The sequence below is a fragment of the Pseudomonas sp. 02C 26 genome, from assembly GCF_002843585.1.
GTDB classification, from domain to species: Bacteria; Pseudomonadota; Gammaproteobacteria; order Pseudomonadales; family Pseudomonadaceae; genus Aquipseudomonas; species Aquipseudomonas shirazensis.
The window spans coordinates 3,215,713-3,230,665 of record NZ_CP025262.1 but is presented as its reverse complement, the minus strand read 5'-3'; the positions used below and the strand labels follow the sequence as shown (position 1 = coordinate 3,230,665).

Here is a 14,953-nt window from a genome sequence, read left to right as displayed (position 1 = left end):
CCATGGACTAGAGCCCGAATCCAAATATTGGGCGGCGGCACTTTACCAGAACACCTCGACGTTCTGCAGTTGGCTGTCTTCATTCCCGCGTCACTGTCAGAAGCGCCACTTGGCATTGACCACCGCATTGCGGGGTTCGCCGCAGGAGCCTGAGGCAAAGGTGCCCAAGCCGTCGTAGTAATTCTCGTCGAAGGGGGGAGAGCGGTCGCGTTCAGTCAGTACGGACTTTGCAATTGGTCTGCGCGCTTGTAACAATCCCGGCCTTTTGGCGGTCATGCAGCCGCCGCAAAAGCCCTGCCCATTTTGACAAGGAGCTTCAACCGTGGAATCACGCAGTCTGGCTGCAGAGATCTTCTTCAGCATGCCATCCCATCTGTGGGTCTTGCCAGTAGCGGGCGTGGTCGCCTTTTTCGGGATGCGCCTGGCCGCACAATCGCCCGAGCGAGAGTCATTGTTCAAAGGCGTGACGTATCTGATCCTGCTGGCGTTGGCATTGTTGCCCAACGCCTACTACCTGCTGAGCCCGCCGACGCCGGACATGGCCGAACTGCTGGCACAGGGTGGGCTGCTGCCCAATTACAAAGGCCTGGTTTATCTGGACGCGTTCTACGCATTCGCCGGCTGGGCATTGAGCTGGGTCGTGCGGCAGAAATTCGACGCCTGAGGCGGCTCAGATCATTGCAGGGTCGTCGGCTTGAACGTGTCCTGCAACTGGGCGAAGGTCTGCTCGATGCCGGTAATCAGCTTGTCCAGATGATCAGCTTCGGTGTGGTTGCCGACTGCGCGCTGACGATCGCGCTGCTGACGCAGGGTGAGTAGGTTTTTCTGCAGTGCTAGGGCGGACTGGTCGTAGTTTTCCATCTCGATTCTCTGGCTCATGGCGTCCCTGCCGTTGTAGGAATGAGCCGACCGTATCAGCTCATTCTGGGAGCCGGAACTGCGTTTTCGTACAGGTATTGCACTGCTGTAGGCTTAATCCTACAAGCAGATCAGAGCCGTCCTACGATGGGTGTGTGCCGATATTTCGAAGCGTTTGTATTCAACGCACTCACAGGCCAAGCGGTGCAGTGTTTCCAAAGTTTTTGTCTGCGCTCTGAAATAATTTGTTACTGCACCTGTATCCGCTTAGCTGCGCGGCTCGCGTGAAATGACCTGTTGCAATTGATCTGGCTCGGCGGCCTCCTGCTCTAGCCATTGGGTGACCAGCGCGGCTGCCGAACCAACGGCCGCAGCTTCCCCCGTAAGTATGTAGAAGCCCGCACTGGTGGGTAACTCATGGCCCGCCAAGGCCAGTACCAGCGTGCCAGCCTGCAGGGCGTTGGCTACCAGCAGTGCTGGCACCAAGGCGATGCCCATGCCTTGCTCGGCCGCCTCTATCGCCAGAATGGTTTGCGAGAACGCTGGGCCGGTAAACCGGGTGCCTGGCTGGCCGTAGTGATCGAACCAGCGCTTCCAGTTGTTGTGGCTGTCGGAAACCAGCGGTGCACTGGCCAGATCGCTAGGTACCTGCCAGTCACCCGCGTTACGTAGTGACGGCGCGCACACGGGCAGAGCCTGGCCCGCCAGCAGGTGACGCGCGTGACAGCCCGCGAAAGGGGCAGTGCCCCAACGCACGGCCATGTCCACCGCGCCTTTGCCGGTCAGTGGCCGGGTACTGTCGGAGGCATCGATCATCAGCGCGATCTGCGGATGTGCGGCCGCCAGCCGGCCCAGCCGTGGGATCAACCAGCGGCTGGCAAAGGCTGGCGTGGTGCTGAGCACCACCTGGTGGGGATCGCCCGGGGCACCTTGAGCGAGGAGCTCGGTGGTGGCGTCTTCGATGATGTGCAATGCCTGCTGCACTCGCAGCAGGTACTCGCGGCCCTGGGGCGTTGTGCACAGGCCGCGTGGCAGGCGTTCGAGCAGGGCCATGCCGAGCTTCTCTTCCAGCGTGCGTACCTGCTGGGCGACTGCGCCTTGGGTGACGCTCAACGCCTCGCCTGCGGCGCGAAAGCTGCCCAGCCGGGCAGCGGCCTCAAAGGCAACCAGATGATTGATTACGCTCGGCGCGGTGCGTCGCTTGGCGGTGCTCATGGGGGCGGCTTCCTGCGGCGCGTGTGGGCTGATCGGCTGATTCTGGCGTCAGTCTGTCCCGCGAGCAACAAGTTCGCCGGCAGTTGCGCTAGCATGGTGGGCTTTACCGAGATGGGGGACAGTTTGATGACCACGCCAACCTTGCGCCAGGCCGGCTTGCAGGATGTGGAGCGCTGCTACCAGATCGAAACCAGCGCCTACGAGGGCGATGAGGCGGCCACTCGGGAAAAGATAGCCATGCGCATCGAGCAGTATCCAGAGGGCTTTCTGATTCTGGAACTGGATGGCGAGATTGCTGGTTTCATCAACAGCGGTTGCGCCGAGCAGGTGGTGATGTCCGATGAGGCCTTCAAGGAGCTGGCCGGGCATGATCCGCGCGCTGTCAATGTGGTGATCATGTCGGTGGTGGTAGACCCGGCGCTGCAGGGGCGCGGCTTTGCCGGGCTGCTGATGGCGCACTTCGTCGAGCAGATGCGCGCGCGGGGCAAGGCGACGATCCATCTGATGTGCAAGCAACGCCACGTGGCTCTGTACGAAAAACTCGGCTATCGCTATGTGCAGCCATCACCCTCCGATCACGGTGGCATGAGCTGGCACGAGATGGTCATGGCGTTGTAAGGCAGTTATATGATTTCCGGCGCGCCAACGTTGGCCCGACGCGCACTCAGCCAGGGAGAGGCAAGTGAAGTACGTTGTTATCCAAGCTCATCGATCCGGATACCCGCGACCTATCCGGGTCGCCAAGGGCGATCTGCTCGAGATCGGCCAGCGTTACGAGGGTAACGAGAGCTGGCTGGACTGGTACCTGTGCACCTGCGCCGGGCAGGAACCTGGCTGGGTCCCGGCGCAGCTTATCGAGCGGGTTGGCGTCGCTCAGGGCAGGGCTCTGGAGCACTACTCGGCGCATGAGCTGGATGTTGATCCGGGGCAGCAGGTGCTCGCCCTGTTGCCCATGAACGGCTGGTTGTGGTGCCGCCGTGCTGGCAATGGTGAGTTGGGTTGGCTGCCTGGCGAGAAGCTGCAACTGCTGGAGTGACGCGTTGAAAAGGTGCCTGCGGCCAGCTGCTGGTCTCATCTGATCTGCTTTTTTTCCGCGAACCTGCATCTGTAACCGTATCAGCCGAAAGCGGAAAATACCTCACAAGCCCAGTCGACTGACCGTTGCACGCCAAGCCACTTGTGCTGCGATGGTCCGCCCTGGGCCAGCTACGCCAATTCGTGTTCACACTGTAGAGGTTCCAATGGGCAAGCTTGCGCTGTTCCTCGGTGGTTTTCTGCTGCTGACAATCTGTATCGGCCTTTTGGGCACCATTCCGCCGCCTTGACCGGCGATACCCCGCTGCCGGCCCGCTGCTTCCCCAGGCGGGCCAGAGCTGCGGCGCTCACCCTTGTGCAACTACCCACAGCCGAGTCGCCTACAAGCCGACTCGGCATTGTCGTATGTGCGATAAGTCGTTCTTTGCCTTGGGAAAACTGTCCACAGAAAACGTGGGTAGGTCTGTGGATAAATCGCTGCAAGTTAGGTGGTTAGCGGCCTGCGTTAGATTGAGCAGAATTTGAGCAGCGATTATCGGCCTGGATTCAGACGGTCTGCCGTAGCGCCTGTTCGGCGAGCTCGACGCAATTGCGGCCACGTGCCTTGGCGCGATACAGCGCCTTGTCGGCGCATACCAGCAGCGCGTCCAGCGCAGGCGATGGGCCGCCCTCGGCACAACCTGCCAGACCGATGCTGACGGTCATCTGCAGGCGCGGGTCAGCGTGGTTCAGGTGTAGGTCCTGCACTGCCCGGCGCAGGCGTTCGGCAGTGAACTGGGCATGCTCGGGCGCAAGCCCGGGCAAGACCACGACAAACTCTTCGCCACCCAACCGGGCAAACAGCTCGCCATCGCGCAGCTGCTCTTGCAGGGCGTGGGCGAAGGTGCGCAGCACTTGGTCGCCGACACCGTGGCCATGGCGGTCATTGATGCTTTTGAAGTGATCGATATCGAGCATCATCAAGGTCAGCGGCATGGCCTGATCAAGCTGCTGGCGGCTGTCGAGCAGGGCATTGGCCAAACGCGTGAAAGCGCTGCGGGTGAGGGCGCCGGTCAGATGATCGATGGTTGCCTGATGCTCAAGCCGCGCCAGTAGACTCCGGTTGGCATTGCTCACGCAGGCCACTACCAGAGGGCCCAGTACCAGCATGGCAATGCCCAGCCGTGCCGACATCAGCGTGGTCACCCCCGACACGCTCTGCGGCACGCTGAAGTGCATGAGGTTTTGCGCCACGGCGACGATCAAGCTGCTACCCGCCATCAGCGCCAGTAGTGACACAAGGAAGGGTGAGTAAGTCCAGGCACACCAGAGCAAGGCGGCGATCGGGAACGCAATCGCGCCAGGGCCGCCAAATACGATGCTTAATGCCAACGAACCCACCAGCACCAGCAGCGGTGCCAGGCGAACGGGCTTGCCGCCGCCATGCGGCAACACGCCTCGCGAGGGCGCGGTCAGCAGGGCCGGCACGATCAATATGCAGGTGGAAAACTGTTCGCTGAACCAGGCCAGCCAGGTCGCGCGCATCGATTCCTGAAACCACGGTGACGACATCAGGCAGGCCATGCTTGCCGCCACCATGGCGCCAGCGGCGCACGCGGCAAACACGCAAAGCACGCCCTGAGGGCTGCGCATACGCCGATGCTGGCGCGGCAAGCGGACCAGCAGCAGCCAAACCATGACGATCACGCTCAGATTGCACAGGTTGAACCACAGCGCCGGTTGCCAATTACTCCCGCAGGCCAGGTCGGCAGCGACCATGGCCAGCCACACCAAGGCGAAGCCAAGTGGAGTCGCCTGGCGGGGATAGCGCAGCAGGACGCCTGCCAGCACTGCGTTGACCGGCCAGAACAGCGACAACGACTCGATCGGGCGGGCGAGAACGCCGCCAAGGGTAAGGGCCAGGGTCAGGCTGAACAGGACAACATAAGGCAAGAGCTGCGAGCGTGCTGGAAACACCATGGGTTCTACCGGCTGGCATAGACGGATCCAGGACAACGACTGCAGGCACCTGGGACATTAGTGTCAGTGTGTTTCGCCAGCCCGCCTGCTGTCAAATTGCCTCACTAGAGCCCAAAGAACCACGGTACCATCACCACAGTTACCAGCATCACCAGCAAGGTGAACGGCACCCCCACTTTGACGAAGTCAGCAAAGCGGTATTGGCCAGGCCCCAGGACCAAGGTGTTGACCGGTGAAGACACCGGCGTCATGAACGCCGCCGAGGCTGCCAGTGCAACAGTCATGGCGAACGGGTAGGGCGACATGCCCAGTTGATGGGCGGTGCTGATCGCCACTGGCGCCATCAGCACTGCGGTTGCGGTGTTGGAGATGAACAGGCCGATAATCGCAGTCACGGCGAACAGGCAGGCAAGAATGGCGCTGGGCCCGGCATTGCCGAGCAGGCTGACCAGGCCGCCGACCGCCAGATCGATGCCGCCGGTCTGCTGCAGGGCCAAGGCAAATGGCAACATGCCGACGATCAGCACCAGGCTCTGCCAGTGGATCGCGCGGTAGGCGCTGTTCATGTCGATGCAGCGTCCGGCGCCCATCAGCAGGCAGCCGATCAGCGCGGCGATGACGTTGGGGACCAGCCCGCTGACCATCAAGCCAACCATCACCGCCAGGCTGATCACGGCGTATGGCGCGCGGCTTCGTGCCGGCGCCACCTGATCGATCTCGGCAGGCAGGCTCAGCACCAGAAAATCCTTGGGCTGGCTTTGCAGCTGACGCACGGCTTTCCAGGGACCGACCACCAGCAAGGTATCGCCTTGGCGCAGTTTTTCTTCCACCAGTTGCTCGTCGATGGCGGCCTGTTCGCGGCGCAGACCGACTACGTTGAGGTCGTAGCGGCTGCGGAAGGTCAGCTCAAGAATGCTTTTGCCGATCAGCTGCGAGCCAGGTGGCAGCGACACTTCGGCCATGCCCAGTTCCTGCGACTGATCGATGAAGTAGGCCGCCTTGAAGTGCAGCGGCTCAAGGCGCATCGATTGGCACAGACTGCGCAGATCATCGCGGTTGGCGAACAGATCGAGCAGCAGCACATCGCCCTGTTGCAAAACGCTGTTGGAGTCGGCGCTGATCACCCGGGTGGTGAACTTGTGCTGGCGCTCGATACCGATCACGTTGGCGCCGTGGCGGGTGCGTAATTCCAGTTCACCCAGGGTATGCCCCACCAGCGGTGAGTCAGGGCGAATGCGCAAGCGCCGTTCGCGGCCATTGAGCTTGTAGTCGAGCACCAGGTCGAGCAAGGTGCGGCGGCTTTCGGTGCGGCCATCCTTGCGTACTTCGCTGTTGAGCCAGCGTCGGGTCAGCAGCATGTAGCCGATGCCCAGCACCAGCACTACCAGGCCGAACGGGGTGAAACTGAAAAAGCCGAAGCCCTGCTCGCCATGACGCACCAGCTCGCTGTGTACAACCACGTTGGGCGGCGTGGCAACCAGGCTGAGCATGCCGCTGATCAAACCGGCAAAGCTCAACGGCATCATCAGTCGGCTGGGTGCCAGGCCGAGCCGTGCGGCAATGCTCAGCACCACCGGGATAAAGATAGCGACGACTCCAGTCGAGCTCATCACCGAACCCAGGCCGGCTACCGAAACCATCAGCAAGACCAGCAGACGCGCTTCGCTGTCGCCTGCGCGGGCGCTCATCCATTCACCGATGCGGTAGGCAATGCCGGTGCGCACCAGGCCTTCGCCGATGACGAACAGCGCCGCGATAAGGACCACGTTAGGATCGCTGAAGCCGGCCAGGGCTTGCTCTACAGTGAGGATGCCGGACAGCGGCAGAAATACGATGACCAGCAACGCAACCACGTCCATGCGTGGGCGGTTGAGGATGAATAACAGGATAACCACGGCCAGCAGGCCGAGCACCATGAGTAGCTCAGGGTTCATGACGAGGAAGTGATCCTTCACGCAGGGGGCACACAAGACAGTAGCAGGCAGTGTGGCAGTTTGGCGTGATGGGGGTGTTGATGTGATGCAGGTTTTTGACGCGCTGCATTGGTGCAGTGCGGGAGCAGCCTAAGCGTTGTGAGGGTGGGGCGGCTTGCGATTGCCGGGGCGGCAACGGGGCCCCGGCTTTCTGAGTTGCGATCAGTGGCGATGGCGGCGCTTGTGCTTCTTCTTGCTGCCGCCGTTGTCGCCCATGTGGTTACCCACGGCGCCACCTGCTGCGCCGCCCAGGCCAGCGCCGACGGTCGAGCCGGTCGAGCCGCCGAGGGCGCCACCGACCAGCGAGCCACCTGCCGAACCCAGGCCGCCACCCAGCGCTGCCTCGGTGCGATTGCCTTTGCGCGCGCCGACGGCGCTACCAGCTGCGCCGCCCAGGCCCGCGCCGATAGCTGCGCCGGTGCGGCCCCCCATCTGTTGACCGACCACATTACCGAGCACGCCGCCGAGGCCGCCGCCGATAGCTGCAGTGCCGTCACCGGCAAAAGCGCTTTGGCTCAGCAACAGACCCAAGGCGAGAGAAGGCAGAGTCAGACGCATAATGGTGAACCTCGAAACAAGTGGCTAAATCAGGTCATTGATCCGTAAGGGATTACGGGGTACTCAGTAGGACCGGGTTCGATCGATTTGGTTTCTTCGACAATGGATTTTTTGTCACTCGATGGAACGCTCGGGCTCGATGGCTGCTGATCTGTCCCGTTCGGTCATGGCTGGTTTGCGTGGGGCGCCCTAGACTGGTTGGCAGGCCGCAGTGAGACGGCCACCCGCTGCCTGGTTAACCAACATGATCGCCCATACCCCTACACTGTTCGCCGCAGTCGCGCTGGTCGCCACCATCATGGCGTTCTGTCTGTTGCTGGTGGGTCAAAACAACCGCCGTGACAACCTGCTGCTGACTGGCTGCGGCCTGCTTGCGCACGCCCTCGCATACATCTGCTACACGCTGTATGCCCAGGCCCCACTGTGGGTCAGCTATGCCTTGGGCAATAGCCTGCTGTCGCTGGCGTTGGCGTTCTACTCGGCAAGCTTGTTTCGGGTGCGTGAACTGAAAGTACCGTGGCGAGTTATTTTCATCATTCCGTTATGCATGTTAGGCGGGCTGCTGCTTCTGCTGGAGACGCTCGAGCCGCGCATGCTGCTGGCCACCGTGGTGCTCATGGTTCAATGCGGGCTGTTGCTGCATTGGGCACGACGTCATGCCGAACGTCCCGGCCGGGCGCATCTGCTGTTGGTGATCGGCGCTTCTATAAGCCTGGTAGGCCTGGGTATGCGGGTTATCGCGGTGCTGGCTGGGGAGGCAGCCGATATGCGCTACGACATTAGCAACCTCAAGCAGACAGTATCGGTGGCGATCGGCACGGTAACGGTGATGATGTATTCGCTCGGCCTGGTGCTGATGGCCAAAGAGCGCAGCGAGTCGCGCTTGCAGCACATGGCGCTGCACGATGTGCTGACCGGCACTTACAACCGGCGGGCCATCCTCCAGCGTTTCGACCAAGAGCTGGAGCGCGCACGTGATGAGGGCAGTCACCTGGCCGTTGCGATGATCGATATCGATCACTTCAAACGGATCAACGATTTGTATGGCCACCTGGCTGGGGATGAGGTGCTGTGCCACTGCGTTCGCCAGCTACAACGGCGCCTGCGTGCGGCTGACAGCCTGGGACGTTATGGCGGGGAGGAATTCCTGCTGCTGTTGCCACATACCGACCGTGAGGGCGCGATGGCGGCACTGCAGGGCTTGCGCCAGGCCATCGCACAAAGCCCGGCGCAGTTCGCTGACGACACTATCGAGCTGCGCTTCAGCGTCGGCCTGTGGTGCGCAGTGCCCGGGCCTGATGACAGTGCTGCAGCGCTGCTCGGGCGAGCGGATGCGGCGCTGTATCAGGCCAAGGCGGATGGGCGTAATACCGTGCACATGGCAGCAGTGTCTGGCCCCTGCTAGATCACTTCGAGTGAATGGCCAGCACGACGCCGTTGGTGATCTGCACCAGCACGAAGCGATTGCCCATTTTAACCCAGTGGCTTTCTTTTTCCGGCGCTGGCAGGCCGTTGGCTTTCCAGTCAACCACGGCGGCATCATCGCGTTTGTATTGATCCGGGGCCTTGTCACCGACCTTCAGTTCGCGGTCGTGAGACTCCGGCGCCTTGACGCTCTCGACGTTGCTTTCGGCTGCAGTGGCAGCCAATGGCAGGCAAGGCAGGGTGGCGGTGAACAGCAGGGCGGACAGCAGTGGGCGCATTTTCATGCACAGTCTCCAAATGCAATAGGTGTGTTAATGCGACAACGGCTGAGCGTCGAGAATTCACTTGTGCAGGCACGCAAATGCTAGAGTCGCGTTCTTTTTTGCCTACGAGGATGAAACATGCGTGCAATTGTGCCGATGGCCGCAGCATTGATGCTGCTGGGGTGTGCCTCGTCGACCATGGATGCCGCGCGCGGCACTGCGCCGACTGCACAGCTGAAATCGCAAAAGGCTGCGGAACTGGTTGCCCAATGCATCCAGTTCAGTTGGCAGGATGAGGCTGTCTTTGGGGTCGACGCCAGTGGTTACCTGCAGCCGCGCAAGAGTGGCGGCTTGACGGTTTATACCCGTGAGGCAGAGTCGTTTGCCGACATCTACCCGCAAGACGGTGGCACACGCGTCGACTATTACGCGCAAAAAGCCGACACCACCGCACTGCGCCGCCGGGCTGCTGCGGCGACCTGCCTGTAACCGGCCGGCTCAGGACAGGAAACCACCGTCGACATTGAGCAGGGTACCGGTGGTGTAGCTCGAGGCGTCGCTCGCCAGGTACAACACTGCGCCGGCCATCTCGCTGGGCGCCGCCACACGCTTGAGCGGGATCTGCTGCAGGGCGACGTTGAGGATGGCGTCATTCTTGACCAGTGCCGAGGCGAACTTGGTATCGGTCAGGCCTGGCAGCAAGGCGTTGCAGCGGATGCCGAACTGCGCGCACTCCTTGGCGAACACCTTGGTCATGTTGATCACCGCGGCCTTGGTCACCGAGTAGATGCCCTGGAACAATCCCGGGGACACGCCGTTGATCGAGGCCACGTTGATGATGCTGCCACCACCGTGCTCACGCATCAGTTTGCCGGCCTCTACCGACATGAAGAAGTAACCGCGAATGTTGACGTCGACGGTTTTCTGAAAGGCGCCCGGGTCGGTGTCCAGCACGTTGCAGAACTGGGGGTTGGTGGCCGCGTTGTTGACCAGGATGTCGAGCCTGCCGAACTGCTCGCGAATGCCGGCAAACACCTGTTGGATCTGTTCCAGCTCACCGATATGGCAGGCCACTGCAGTTGCTTTGCCGCCGGCTGCGATGATTGCGTCGGCGACCTGCTGACAGCCGTCGAGCTTGCGGCTGGAGACAATCACCTGCGCGCCTTGCTCTGCCAGCAGGTGGGCGATGGCTTCGCCGATGCCGCGGCTGGCGCCGGAAACGAAGGCAATCTTGCCGTCGAGGTCGAACAGTTGCGTCTTGGCCATGCTGTGTCCCTTGTTGTGTGTGGTCAAAGTGCGGACTTGCCGATCACTTGCAGCGCCATCTGCTCAAGCAGGCGGTTCATGTGAATGAACTGCGCGAAGCGTTTGTCCTGCGTCTGGCCGTGGTGGAAGCGGTAATAGATCTGCTGGACGATCCCTGCGAGGCGGAACAGTCCATAACAATAGTAGAAGTCGAAGTTGTCGATGCGGATGCCGGCGCGCTCGGCGTAGTAGGCAACGAACTGCGCCCGGCTGAGCATGCCCGGAGCGTTGCTTGGCTGGCGCCGCATCAGTTGCACGGGGGCGGGGTCGTCGGCCTCGATCCAGTAAGCCAGGCTGTTGCCCAGGTCCATCAACGGGTCACCGAGGGTGGTCATCTCCCAGTCCAGAACGCCGATGATCTGCATCGGGTTGGCTGCGTCGAGGATGACGTTGTCGAAGCGGTAGTCGTTGTGCACGATGGCTGAGCGCGGGTGGTCGGCTGGCATCTTTGCCCGCAGCCAGTCGATGACCTGCTGCCAGCGCGGTGCATCCGGGGTGGCGGCCTGCTCATAGCGGCTGATCCAGCCCTCGATCTGGCGCTGCACGTAACCCTCGGGTTTGCCCAGGTCAGCCAGGCCGCAGGCGCGGTAATCGACTTGATGCAATTGCACCAAACGGTCGATGAAGCTTTTGCACAGGGCTTCGGTGCGCTGGGCATCGAGGCCCAGCTCCAGCGGGATGTCCGAGCGCAGGATGATCCCTTCGACCCGCTCCATCAGGTAGAACTCGCTGCCGATCAGGCTTTCGTCGGTGCAGTGCAGGTACGCCTTGGGGCAGTAAGGAAAACCGCTGTTGAGCTGATTGAGGATACGAAACTCACGGGCCATGTCGTGCGCTGACTTGGCTTTGGCGCCAAAGGGCGGACGCCGCAACACGAACTCACGCTGTGGGTAGCTGACCAGGTAGGTCAGATTGGAGGCGCCGCCCGGGAACTGACTGATCAGCGGCACGCCTTCCAGGCCAGGCAGATGAGCTTTGAGATAGGGATCGATGACGCTGGCATCGAGTTCTTCGCCGGGGCGTACCTGGGTGGACTGGTCAGTCAGCGTCATGCGTGATCCTTATTCTCGGTATCGAGGATTATTGGCTAATCTAATCGGCCTGCTGTAATGGAACAAGCGTGCCAGTCGCCATATAGGCAGGCGTGTTGGCGCTTGATCAGTACGCTTGATGCGCGTTACCTACACTGGGCGATGAGCGCCGTAGCAGGCAAAAAAAAACCGAAGCCGGTGCCGGCTTCGGTTTCTTTCAGACAGTCGTCGTCGCCATTCAGGCAGGGAACAGCTCGCTGAGCTTCATCGACAGCATCATGTCGCCTTCAACGCGCAGCTTGCCGCCCATGAACGCTTGCATGCCATCGGTTTCGCCGCTGACGATGCCTTTGAGGGTCTCGCTGTCCAGCACCAGGGTGCAGTTGGCGTCTGGGTTTTCACCTTCCTGGATGTCGCAGGTGCCGTCTTTGACGACCAGCGCGTACTGCTTGTCTTCGTCGGTGATGTTGAAGCCGAACACCAGGTCCAGGCCTTCAGCAGCAGCGGGATTGAACTTGGCTTTCATCGCTTCGACGGCTTTAGCTACATCGCTCATGGTGTATTCCTTGTTAAGTGAAATTCGCGTCCGCAGGGACACAACAGGCCGGGCTCACCTATAGGTGATGAGCTCCGGCGCCTTCAACAGCTGCACATGGGCCTGACAGTTGAAGGAAGCCAGTGCCACGTCATGGCCGCGAAACTTCAGCTGGCTGAACGACGTGTTGATAATCTGCCAGTTCAGCGCAAACGCCTGGCTGGGGGTGATGCCGGTAATCAGGTGGAGCAGGGCGGCGATGCTGCCGCCCGAGGTGAAAACAGCCACGTTGTCGCCGCTGTCGGCGGCGTCCAACACCCGCTGCAGGGCACTGCGCAGGCGGCCGGTAAAAGCCTCCCAGCTCTCCAGCCCATCGGCCGGATGCTGGCCGTCGTGCCAGCGCTGCACCATCAAGGCAAACAGGCGCTGAAACTCGCTGCGGTTTTGCGCAGCGTTGCTGAGCACATGCAGCGCCCGCGGCTCCTCTGGCAGCAGCGCCGGCAGCAGTGTGCGGATCACCCCATCGGCGTCGAATTCATTGAAGCCGGCATCGGTCTCCAGCGCCGGCACCGCGCAGCCCAGGGTGCTCATGGCTTCGAGCGCGAGCAGGGCGGTGTCCTGTTGCCGGCGCAGGTCGCCGGCGATGCAACGATCCAGGCGCAAGCCGAGGTTAGCCAGATGGCTGCCCAAGGCCTGGCTCTGACGCACGCCGACCGGCGACAGTACGTCGTAGTCGGCGGCACCAAACGAGGCTTGGCCATGTCGGATCAGGTAGAGGTTGCCCACATCGATATCCGGCCGAGTGAAGTTGCTGGGAGGTTAGGATGCGCCAGAGTGGCTGTCAACGAAAAAACATACAAGCGTTTGAAAAGCTTGTTTGAAAGATGTTGCCAGCGTTTTCGCCTGCTGGCAGTGCCCGGTACGCCCCGGTATGCTGGCAGCAGTTTCGCACCGTGCAGGTGCTGATTTATAAAGGAGTCAACGTGGAGTTTCTTGCAGAATACGCAAGCTTTCTCGCCAAAACCGCCACCCTGGTGATTGCTTTTCTGGTGGTGCTTTCGGCTATTGCCGGCCTGCGCGGCAAAGGCCGCGGCAAGCCCGGCGGGCAGTTGCAGGTCACCCGTCTCAACGACTTCTACAAGGCGCTGCGTGAGCGGCTCGAGGCGGGCCTGTTCGACAAGGCTCAACTCAAGGCCCTGCGCAAGCAGCAGGCCAAGGCCGACAAGCAGCAGAAGAAAGCCAAGGGCGAGGACAAGGCGCGGGTCTTCGTTCTTGATTTCGATGGCGACATCAAAGCCTCTGCCACCGAAAGTTTGCGTAACGAAATTACCGCACTGCTGACCCTCGCCACCCCGCGTGATGAAGTCGTGCTGCGGCTCGAGAGCGGCGGTGGACTGGTGCACAGTTATGGTCTGGCCTCGTCGCAACTGGCGCGCATCCGTCAGGCCGGTATCCCTCTCACCGTGTGCATCGACAAGGTTGCTGCCAGCGGCGGTTACATGATGGCCTGCATCGGCGACAAGATCGTCAGCGCACCGTTTGCCATCCTTGGCTCGATCGGCGTGGTCGCTCAGTTGCCAAACGTCAATCGCCTGCTCAAAAAGCACGACATCGATTTTGAAGTGCTGACCGCCGGTGAGTACAAACGCACGCTGACCGTATTTGGCGAGAACACCGAGAAGGGCCGCGAGAAGTTCCAGGAAGACCTCGACGTCACCCATCAGCTGTTCAAGGACTTTGTTGGTCGTTACCGCCCGCAGCTGCACATGGACGAAGTGGCCACCGGCGAGGTCTGGCTGGGTGTTGCGGCGCTGAACATGCAGCTGGTTGATGAGCTGCGCACCAGCGACGAATACCTCAGTGACCGCGCCCGTGAAGCCAACCTTTACCACCTGCGCTTTGCCGAACGCAAAAGCTTGCAGGAGCGCATTGGTGTGGCCGCCAGCGGCGCGGTTGAGAACACCTTGGTGGGGCTGTGGAGCAAGCTCGGCCGCTTACGCTAACACCTTGAACCCCTTGAAGATTTTTTCTGAGATTGGGGTTGCAAGGCCAAGCGAATGCAGACATAATGGCGTCCATTGAAGCGCAGCAAGCTTGAAAAAGCGCTGAAGTTTCAAGGAGATAGCAGGGCGCAAGCCGCTAGATCCAACCTTTGAGGCCGAGTAGCAAAGTGGTTATGCTCCGGATTGCAAATCCGTCTACGCCGGTTCGATTCCGACCTCGGCCTCCATATTTGAAAGCCCCGCAGATTAACGTCTGCGGGGTTTTTCTTTGTGGGCCGGAAAAGTATGGAGTGAAGCAGCTGAAGTCCAATGTTTATTGGTGGGTGCCGAACAGGCAGAAATCACCGATGGGGCAGCTGCGCAACCGAGCGGGCTCGGGCGATGACTCGGCTGTAGCCGCTGCAGTCAGTGTTAGCCGCGCGGGCACGGCTACGCTGAATGCAGCAGTTTTCTGACCTCGGCGATAATTGCGTCGATATTGAAGGGCTTAGGCAATACCGCGTCAAATAAATCCGGTCGCTGCATACCGATATGTGCCTGGGCGCCGCTTATCAGAATAATCGGTACTTGATGTAGCGATGGCAGGGCTCGCACGGCGGTAGCGAATTCCAGGCCGTCCATGGCCGGCATCATGAAGTCGGTGATGATCAAGGCAGGCTTGACTCTGTCCAGAGCATCGAGTCCTTTTCGGCCATTGCTGGCCGTTACCACGGAAAACCCCTCATCCTCCAGCGCGAAGCTGAGAATGTCAGCAATTAAATATTCGTCGTCGACGACCAAGATGGTAGTCACT

18 protein-coding genes and 1 tRNA gene are annotated in these 14,953 nt (G+C 61.1%); 7 read left to right on the top strand and 12 right to left on the bottom strand.

Features of this window, described 5'->3' with window-relative positions; translation table 11 throughout:
* Positions 1-96 precede the first annotated feature (96 nt).
* Positions 97-363 (bottom strand): hypothetical protein, encoded by a 267-nt coding sequence (locus CXQ80_RS24845; RefSeq protein ID WP_178080735.1) that lies wholly within the window; start codon positions 361-363, stop codon positions 97-99.
* Between CXQ80_RS24845 and CXQ80_RS14785 the strand changes: the two genes are divergently transcribed.
* On the top strand, positions 350-664 hold the full coding sequence (locus CXQ80_RS14785) for a hypothetical protein (protein ID WP_101323060.1): 315 nt from the start codon (positions 350-352) through the stop codon (positions 662-664). The two genes, CXQ80_RS24845 and CXQ80_RS14785, sit on opposite strands and share 14 nt — an antisense overlap.
* Before the next feature lie 11 nt (positions 665-675).
* Here the strand turns inward: CXQ80_RS14785 and CXQ80_RS14780 are convergent, their stop codons facing one another.
* Positions 676-879 (bottom strand): hypothetical protein, encoded by a 204-nt coding sequence (locus CXQ80_RS14780; protein ID WP_224785525.1) that lies wholly within the window; start codon positions 877-879, stop codon positions 676-678.
* Between the two features lie 246 nt (positions 880-1,125).
* Positions 1,126-2,073: a LysR substrate-binding domain-containing protein gene (locus tag CXQ80_RS14775; protein WP_101320751.1), complete on the bottom strand. Its 948-nt coding sequence runs from the start codon at positions 2,071-2,073 to the stop codon at positions 1,126-1,128.
* Between the two features lie 126 nt (positions 2,074-2,199).
* Between CXQ80_RS14775 and CXQ80_RS14770 the strand changes: the two genes are divergently transcribed.
* Positions 2,200-2,691, top strand: coding sequence for a GNAT family N-acetyltransferase (locus CXQ80_RS14770; RefSeq protein WP_101323059.1), 492 nt, complete (start codon positions 2,200-2,202; stop codon positions 2,689-2,691).
* A gap of 64 nt (positions 2,692-2,755) precedes the next feature.
* Entirely contained in the window at positions 2,756-3,109 is a 354-nt protein-coding gene (locus CXQ80_RS14765) for an SH3 domain-containing protein (RefSeq protein WP_101320749.1), read from the top strand.
* Positions 3,110-3,654: 545 nt separating this feature from the next.
* On the opposite strand, the gene CXQ80_RS14760 is transcribed toward CXQ80_RS14765, so the two are convergent.
* From CXQ80_RS14760 to CXQ80_RS14750, 3 genes are all read right to left on the bottom strand, one after another.
* Positions 3,655-5,067: a GGDEF domain-containing protein gene (locus CXQ80_RS14760; protein WP_101320747.1), complete on the bottom strand. Its 1,413-nt coding sequence runs from the start codon at positions 5,065-5,067 to the stop codon at positions 3,655-3,657.
* A 104-nt stretch (positions 5,068-5,171) separates the two neighbouring features.
* The gene (locus CXQ80_RS14755) at positions 5,172-7,001 is read right to left on the bottom strand and encodes an SLC13 family permease (protein ID WP_101320745.1); all 1,830 of its coding nucleotides are present in this window, start codon (positions 6,999-7,001) and stop codon (positions 5,172-5,174) included.
* A gap of 201 nt (positions 7,002-7,202) precedes the next feature.
* On the bottom strand, positions 7,203-7,598 hold the full coding sequence (locus CXQ80_RS14750) for a bacteriocin (protein WP_101320743.1): 396 nt from the start codon (positions 7,596-7,598) through the stop codon (positions 7,203-7,205).
* 244 nt (positions 7,599-7,842) lie between these two features.
* Between CXQ80_RS14750 and CXQ80_RS14745 the strand changes: the two genes are divergently transcribed.
* Positions 7,843-9,003 carry a GGDEF domain-containing protein gene (locus CXQ80_RS14745; RefSeq protein WP_101320741.1) on the top strand — a complete coding sequence of 387 codons (1,161 nt, stop codon included), beginning with the start codon at positions 7,843-7,845 and terminating at the stop codon, positions 9,001-9,003.
* 1 nt (position 9,004) lies between these two features.
* Here the strand turns inward: CXQ80_RS14745 and CXQ80_RS14740 are convergent, their stop codons facing one another.
* Positions 9,005-9,307, bottom strand: a complete 303-nt coding sequence (locus CXQ80_RS14740; protein WP_101320739.1) for an RcnB family protein — start codon at positions 9,305-9,307, stop codon at positions 9,005-9,007.
* 117 nt (positions 9,308-9,424) lie between these two features.
* On the opposite strand from CXQ80_RS14740, the gene CXQ80_RS14735 reads away from it, so the two are divergent.
* Positions 9,425-9,775, top strand: coding sequence for a hypothetical protein (locus tag CXQ80_RS14735; protein WP_101320737.1), 351 nt, complete (start codon positions 9,425-9,427; stop codon positions 9,773-9,775).
* A 9-nt stretch (positions 9,776-9,784) separates the two neighbouring features.
* On the opposite strand, the gene CXQ80_RS14730 is transcribed toward CXQ80_RS14735, so the two are convergent.
* The 4 genes from CXQ80_RS14730 to CXQ80_RS14715 all read right to left on the bottom strand — a co-directional run bounded on the left by CXQ80_RS14730 (position 9,785) and on the right by CXQ80_RS14715 (position 12,943).
* The gene (locus CXQ80_RS14730) at positions 9,785-10,552 is read right to left on the bottom strand and encodes an SDR family oxidoreductase (protein WP_101320735.1); all 768 of its coding nucleotides are present in this window, start codon (positions 10,550-10,552) and stop codon (positions 9,785-9,787) included.
* 23 nt (positions 10,553-10,575) lie between these two features.
* Positions 10,576-11,643 carry a phosphotransferase family protein gene (locus CXQ80_RS14725; RefSeq protein WP_101320733.1) on the bottom strand — a complete coding sequence of 356 codons (1,068 nt, stop codon included), beginning with the start codon at positions 11,641-11,643 and terminating at the stop codon, positions 10,576-10,578.
* Positions 11,644-11,860: 217 nt separating this feature from the next.
* A complete protein-coding gene (locus CXQ80_RS14720) occupies positions 11,861-12,178 on the bottom strand; it encodes an SCP2 sterol-binding domain-containing protein (protein ID WP_101320731.1) in 318 nt (105 codons plus the stop codon).
* A gap of 54 nt (positions 12,179-12,232) precedes the next feature.
* A complete protein-coding gene (locus CXQ80_RS14715) occupies positions 12,233-12,943 on the bottom strand; it encodes a histidine phosphatase family protein (protein WP_101320729.1) in 711 nt (236 codons plus the stop codon).
* A 197-nt stretch (positions 12,944-13,140) separates the two neighbouring features.
* On the opposite strand from CXQ80_RS14715, the gene sohB reads away from it, so the two are divergent.
* On the top strand, positions 13,141-14,160 hold the full coding sequence (sohB, locus tag CXQ80_RS14710) for a protease SohB (RefSeq protein WP_101323058.1): 1,020 nt from the start codon (positions 13,141-13,143) through the stop codon (positions 14,158-14,160).
* Between the two features lie 153 nt (positions 14,161-14,313).
* Positions 14,314-14,387 (top strand) — tRNA-Cys (locus tag CXQ80_RS14705).
* A gap of 202 nt (positions 14,388-14,589) precedes the next feature.
* On the opposite strand, the gene CXQ80_RS14700 is transcribed toward CXQ80_RS14705, so the two are convergent.
* Positions 14,590-14,952, bottom strand: a complete 363-nt coding sequence (locus CXQ80_RS14700) for a response regulator (RefSeq protein ID WP_101320727.1) — start codon at positions 14,950-14,952, stop codon at positions 14,590-14,592.
* Position 14,953: the final 1 nt, after the last annotated feature.

Bases quoted from the DNA above. Each gene is read 5' to 3' on its own strand.
- CXQ80_RS24845 (WP_178080735.1), bottom strand. From the start codon at position 363: ATGCTGAAGAAGATCTCTGCAGCCAGACTGCGTGATTCCACGGTTGAA.
- CXQ80_RS14780 (WP_224785525.1), bottom strand. From the start codon at position 879: ATGAGCCAGAGAATCGAGATGGAAAACTACGACCAGTCCGCCCTAGCA.
- CXQ80_RS14775 (WP_101320751.1), bottom strand. From the start codon at position 2,073: ATGAGCACCGCCAAGCGACGCACCGCGCCGAGCGTAATCAATCATCTG.
- CXQ80_RS14770 (WP_101323059.1), top strand. From the start codon at position 2,200: ATGACCACGCCAACCTTGCGCCAGGCCGGCTTGCAGGATGTGGAGCGC.
- CXQ80_RS14760 (WP_101320747.1), bottom strand. From the start codon at position 5,067: ATGGTGTTTCCAGCACGCTCGCAGCTCTTGCCTTATGTTGTCCTGTTC.
- CXQ80_RS14755 (WP_101320745.1), bottom strand. From the start codon at position 7,001: ATGAACCCTGAGCTACTCATGGTGCTCGGCCTGCTGGCCGTGGTTATC.
- CXQ80_RS14750 (WP_101320743.1), bottom strand. From the start codon at position 7,598: ATGCGTCTGACTCTGCCTTCTCTCGCCTTGGGTCTGTTGCTGAGCCAA.
- CXQ80_RS14745 (WP_101320741.1), top strand. From the start codon at position 7,843: ATGATCGCCCATACCCCTACACTGTTCGCCGCAGTCGCGCTGGTCGCC.
- CXQ80_RS14740 (WP_101320739.1), bottom strand. From the start codon at position 9,307: ATGAAAATGCGCCCACTGCTGTCCGCCCTGCTGTTCACCGCCACCCTG.
- CXQ80_RS14735 (WP_101320737.1), top strand. From the start codon at position 9,425: ATGCGTGCAATTGTGCCGATGGCCGCAGCATTGATGCTGCTGGGGTGT.
- CXQ80_RS14730 (WP_101320735.1), bottom strand. From the start codon at position 10,552: ATGGCCAAGACGCAACTGTTCGACCTCGACGGCAAGATTGCCTTCGTT.
- CXQ80_RS14725 (WP_101320733.1), bottom strand. From the start codon at position 11,643: ATGACGCTGACTGACCAGTCCACCCAGGTACGCCCCGGCGAAGAACTC.
- CXQ80_RS14720 (WP_101320731.1), bottom strand. From the start codon at position 12,178: ATGAGCGATGTAGCTAAAGCCGTCGAAGCGATGAAAGCCAAGTTCAAT.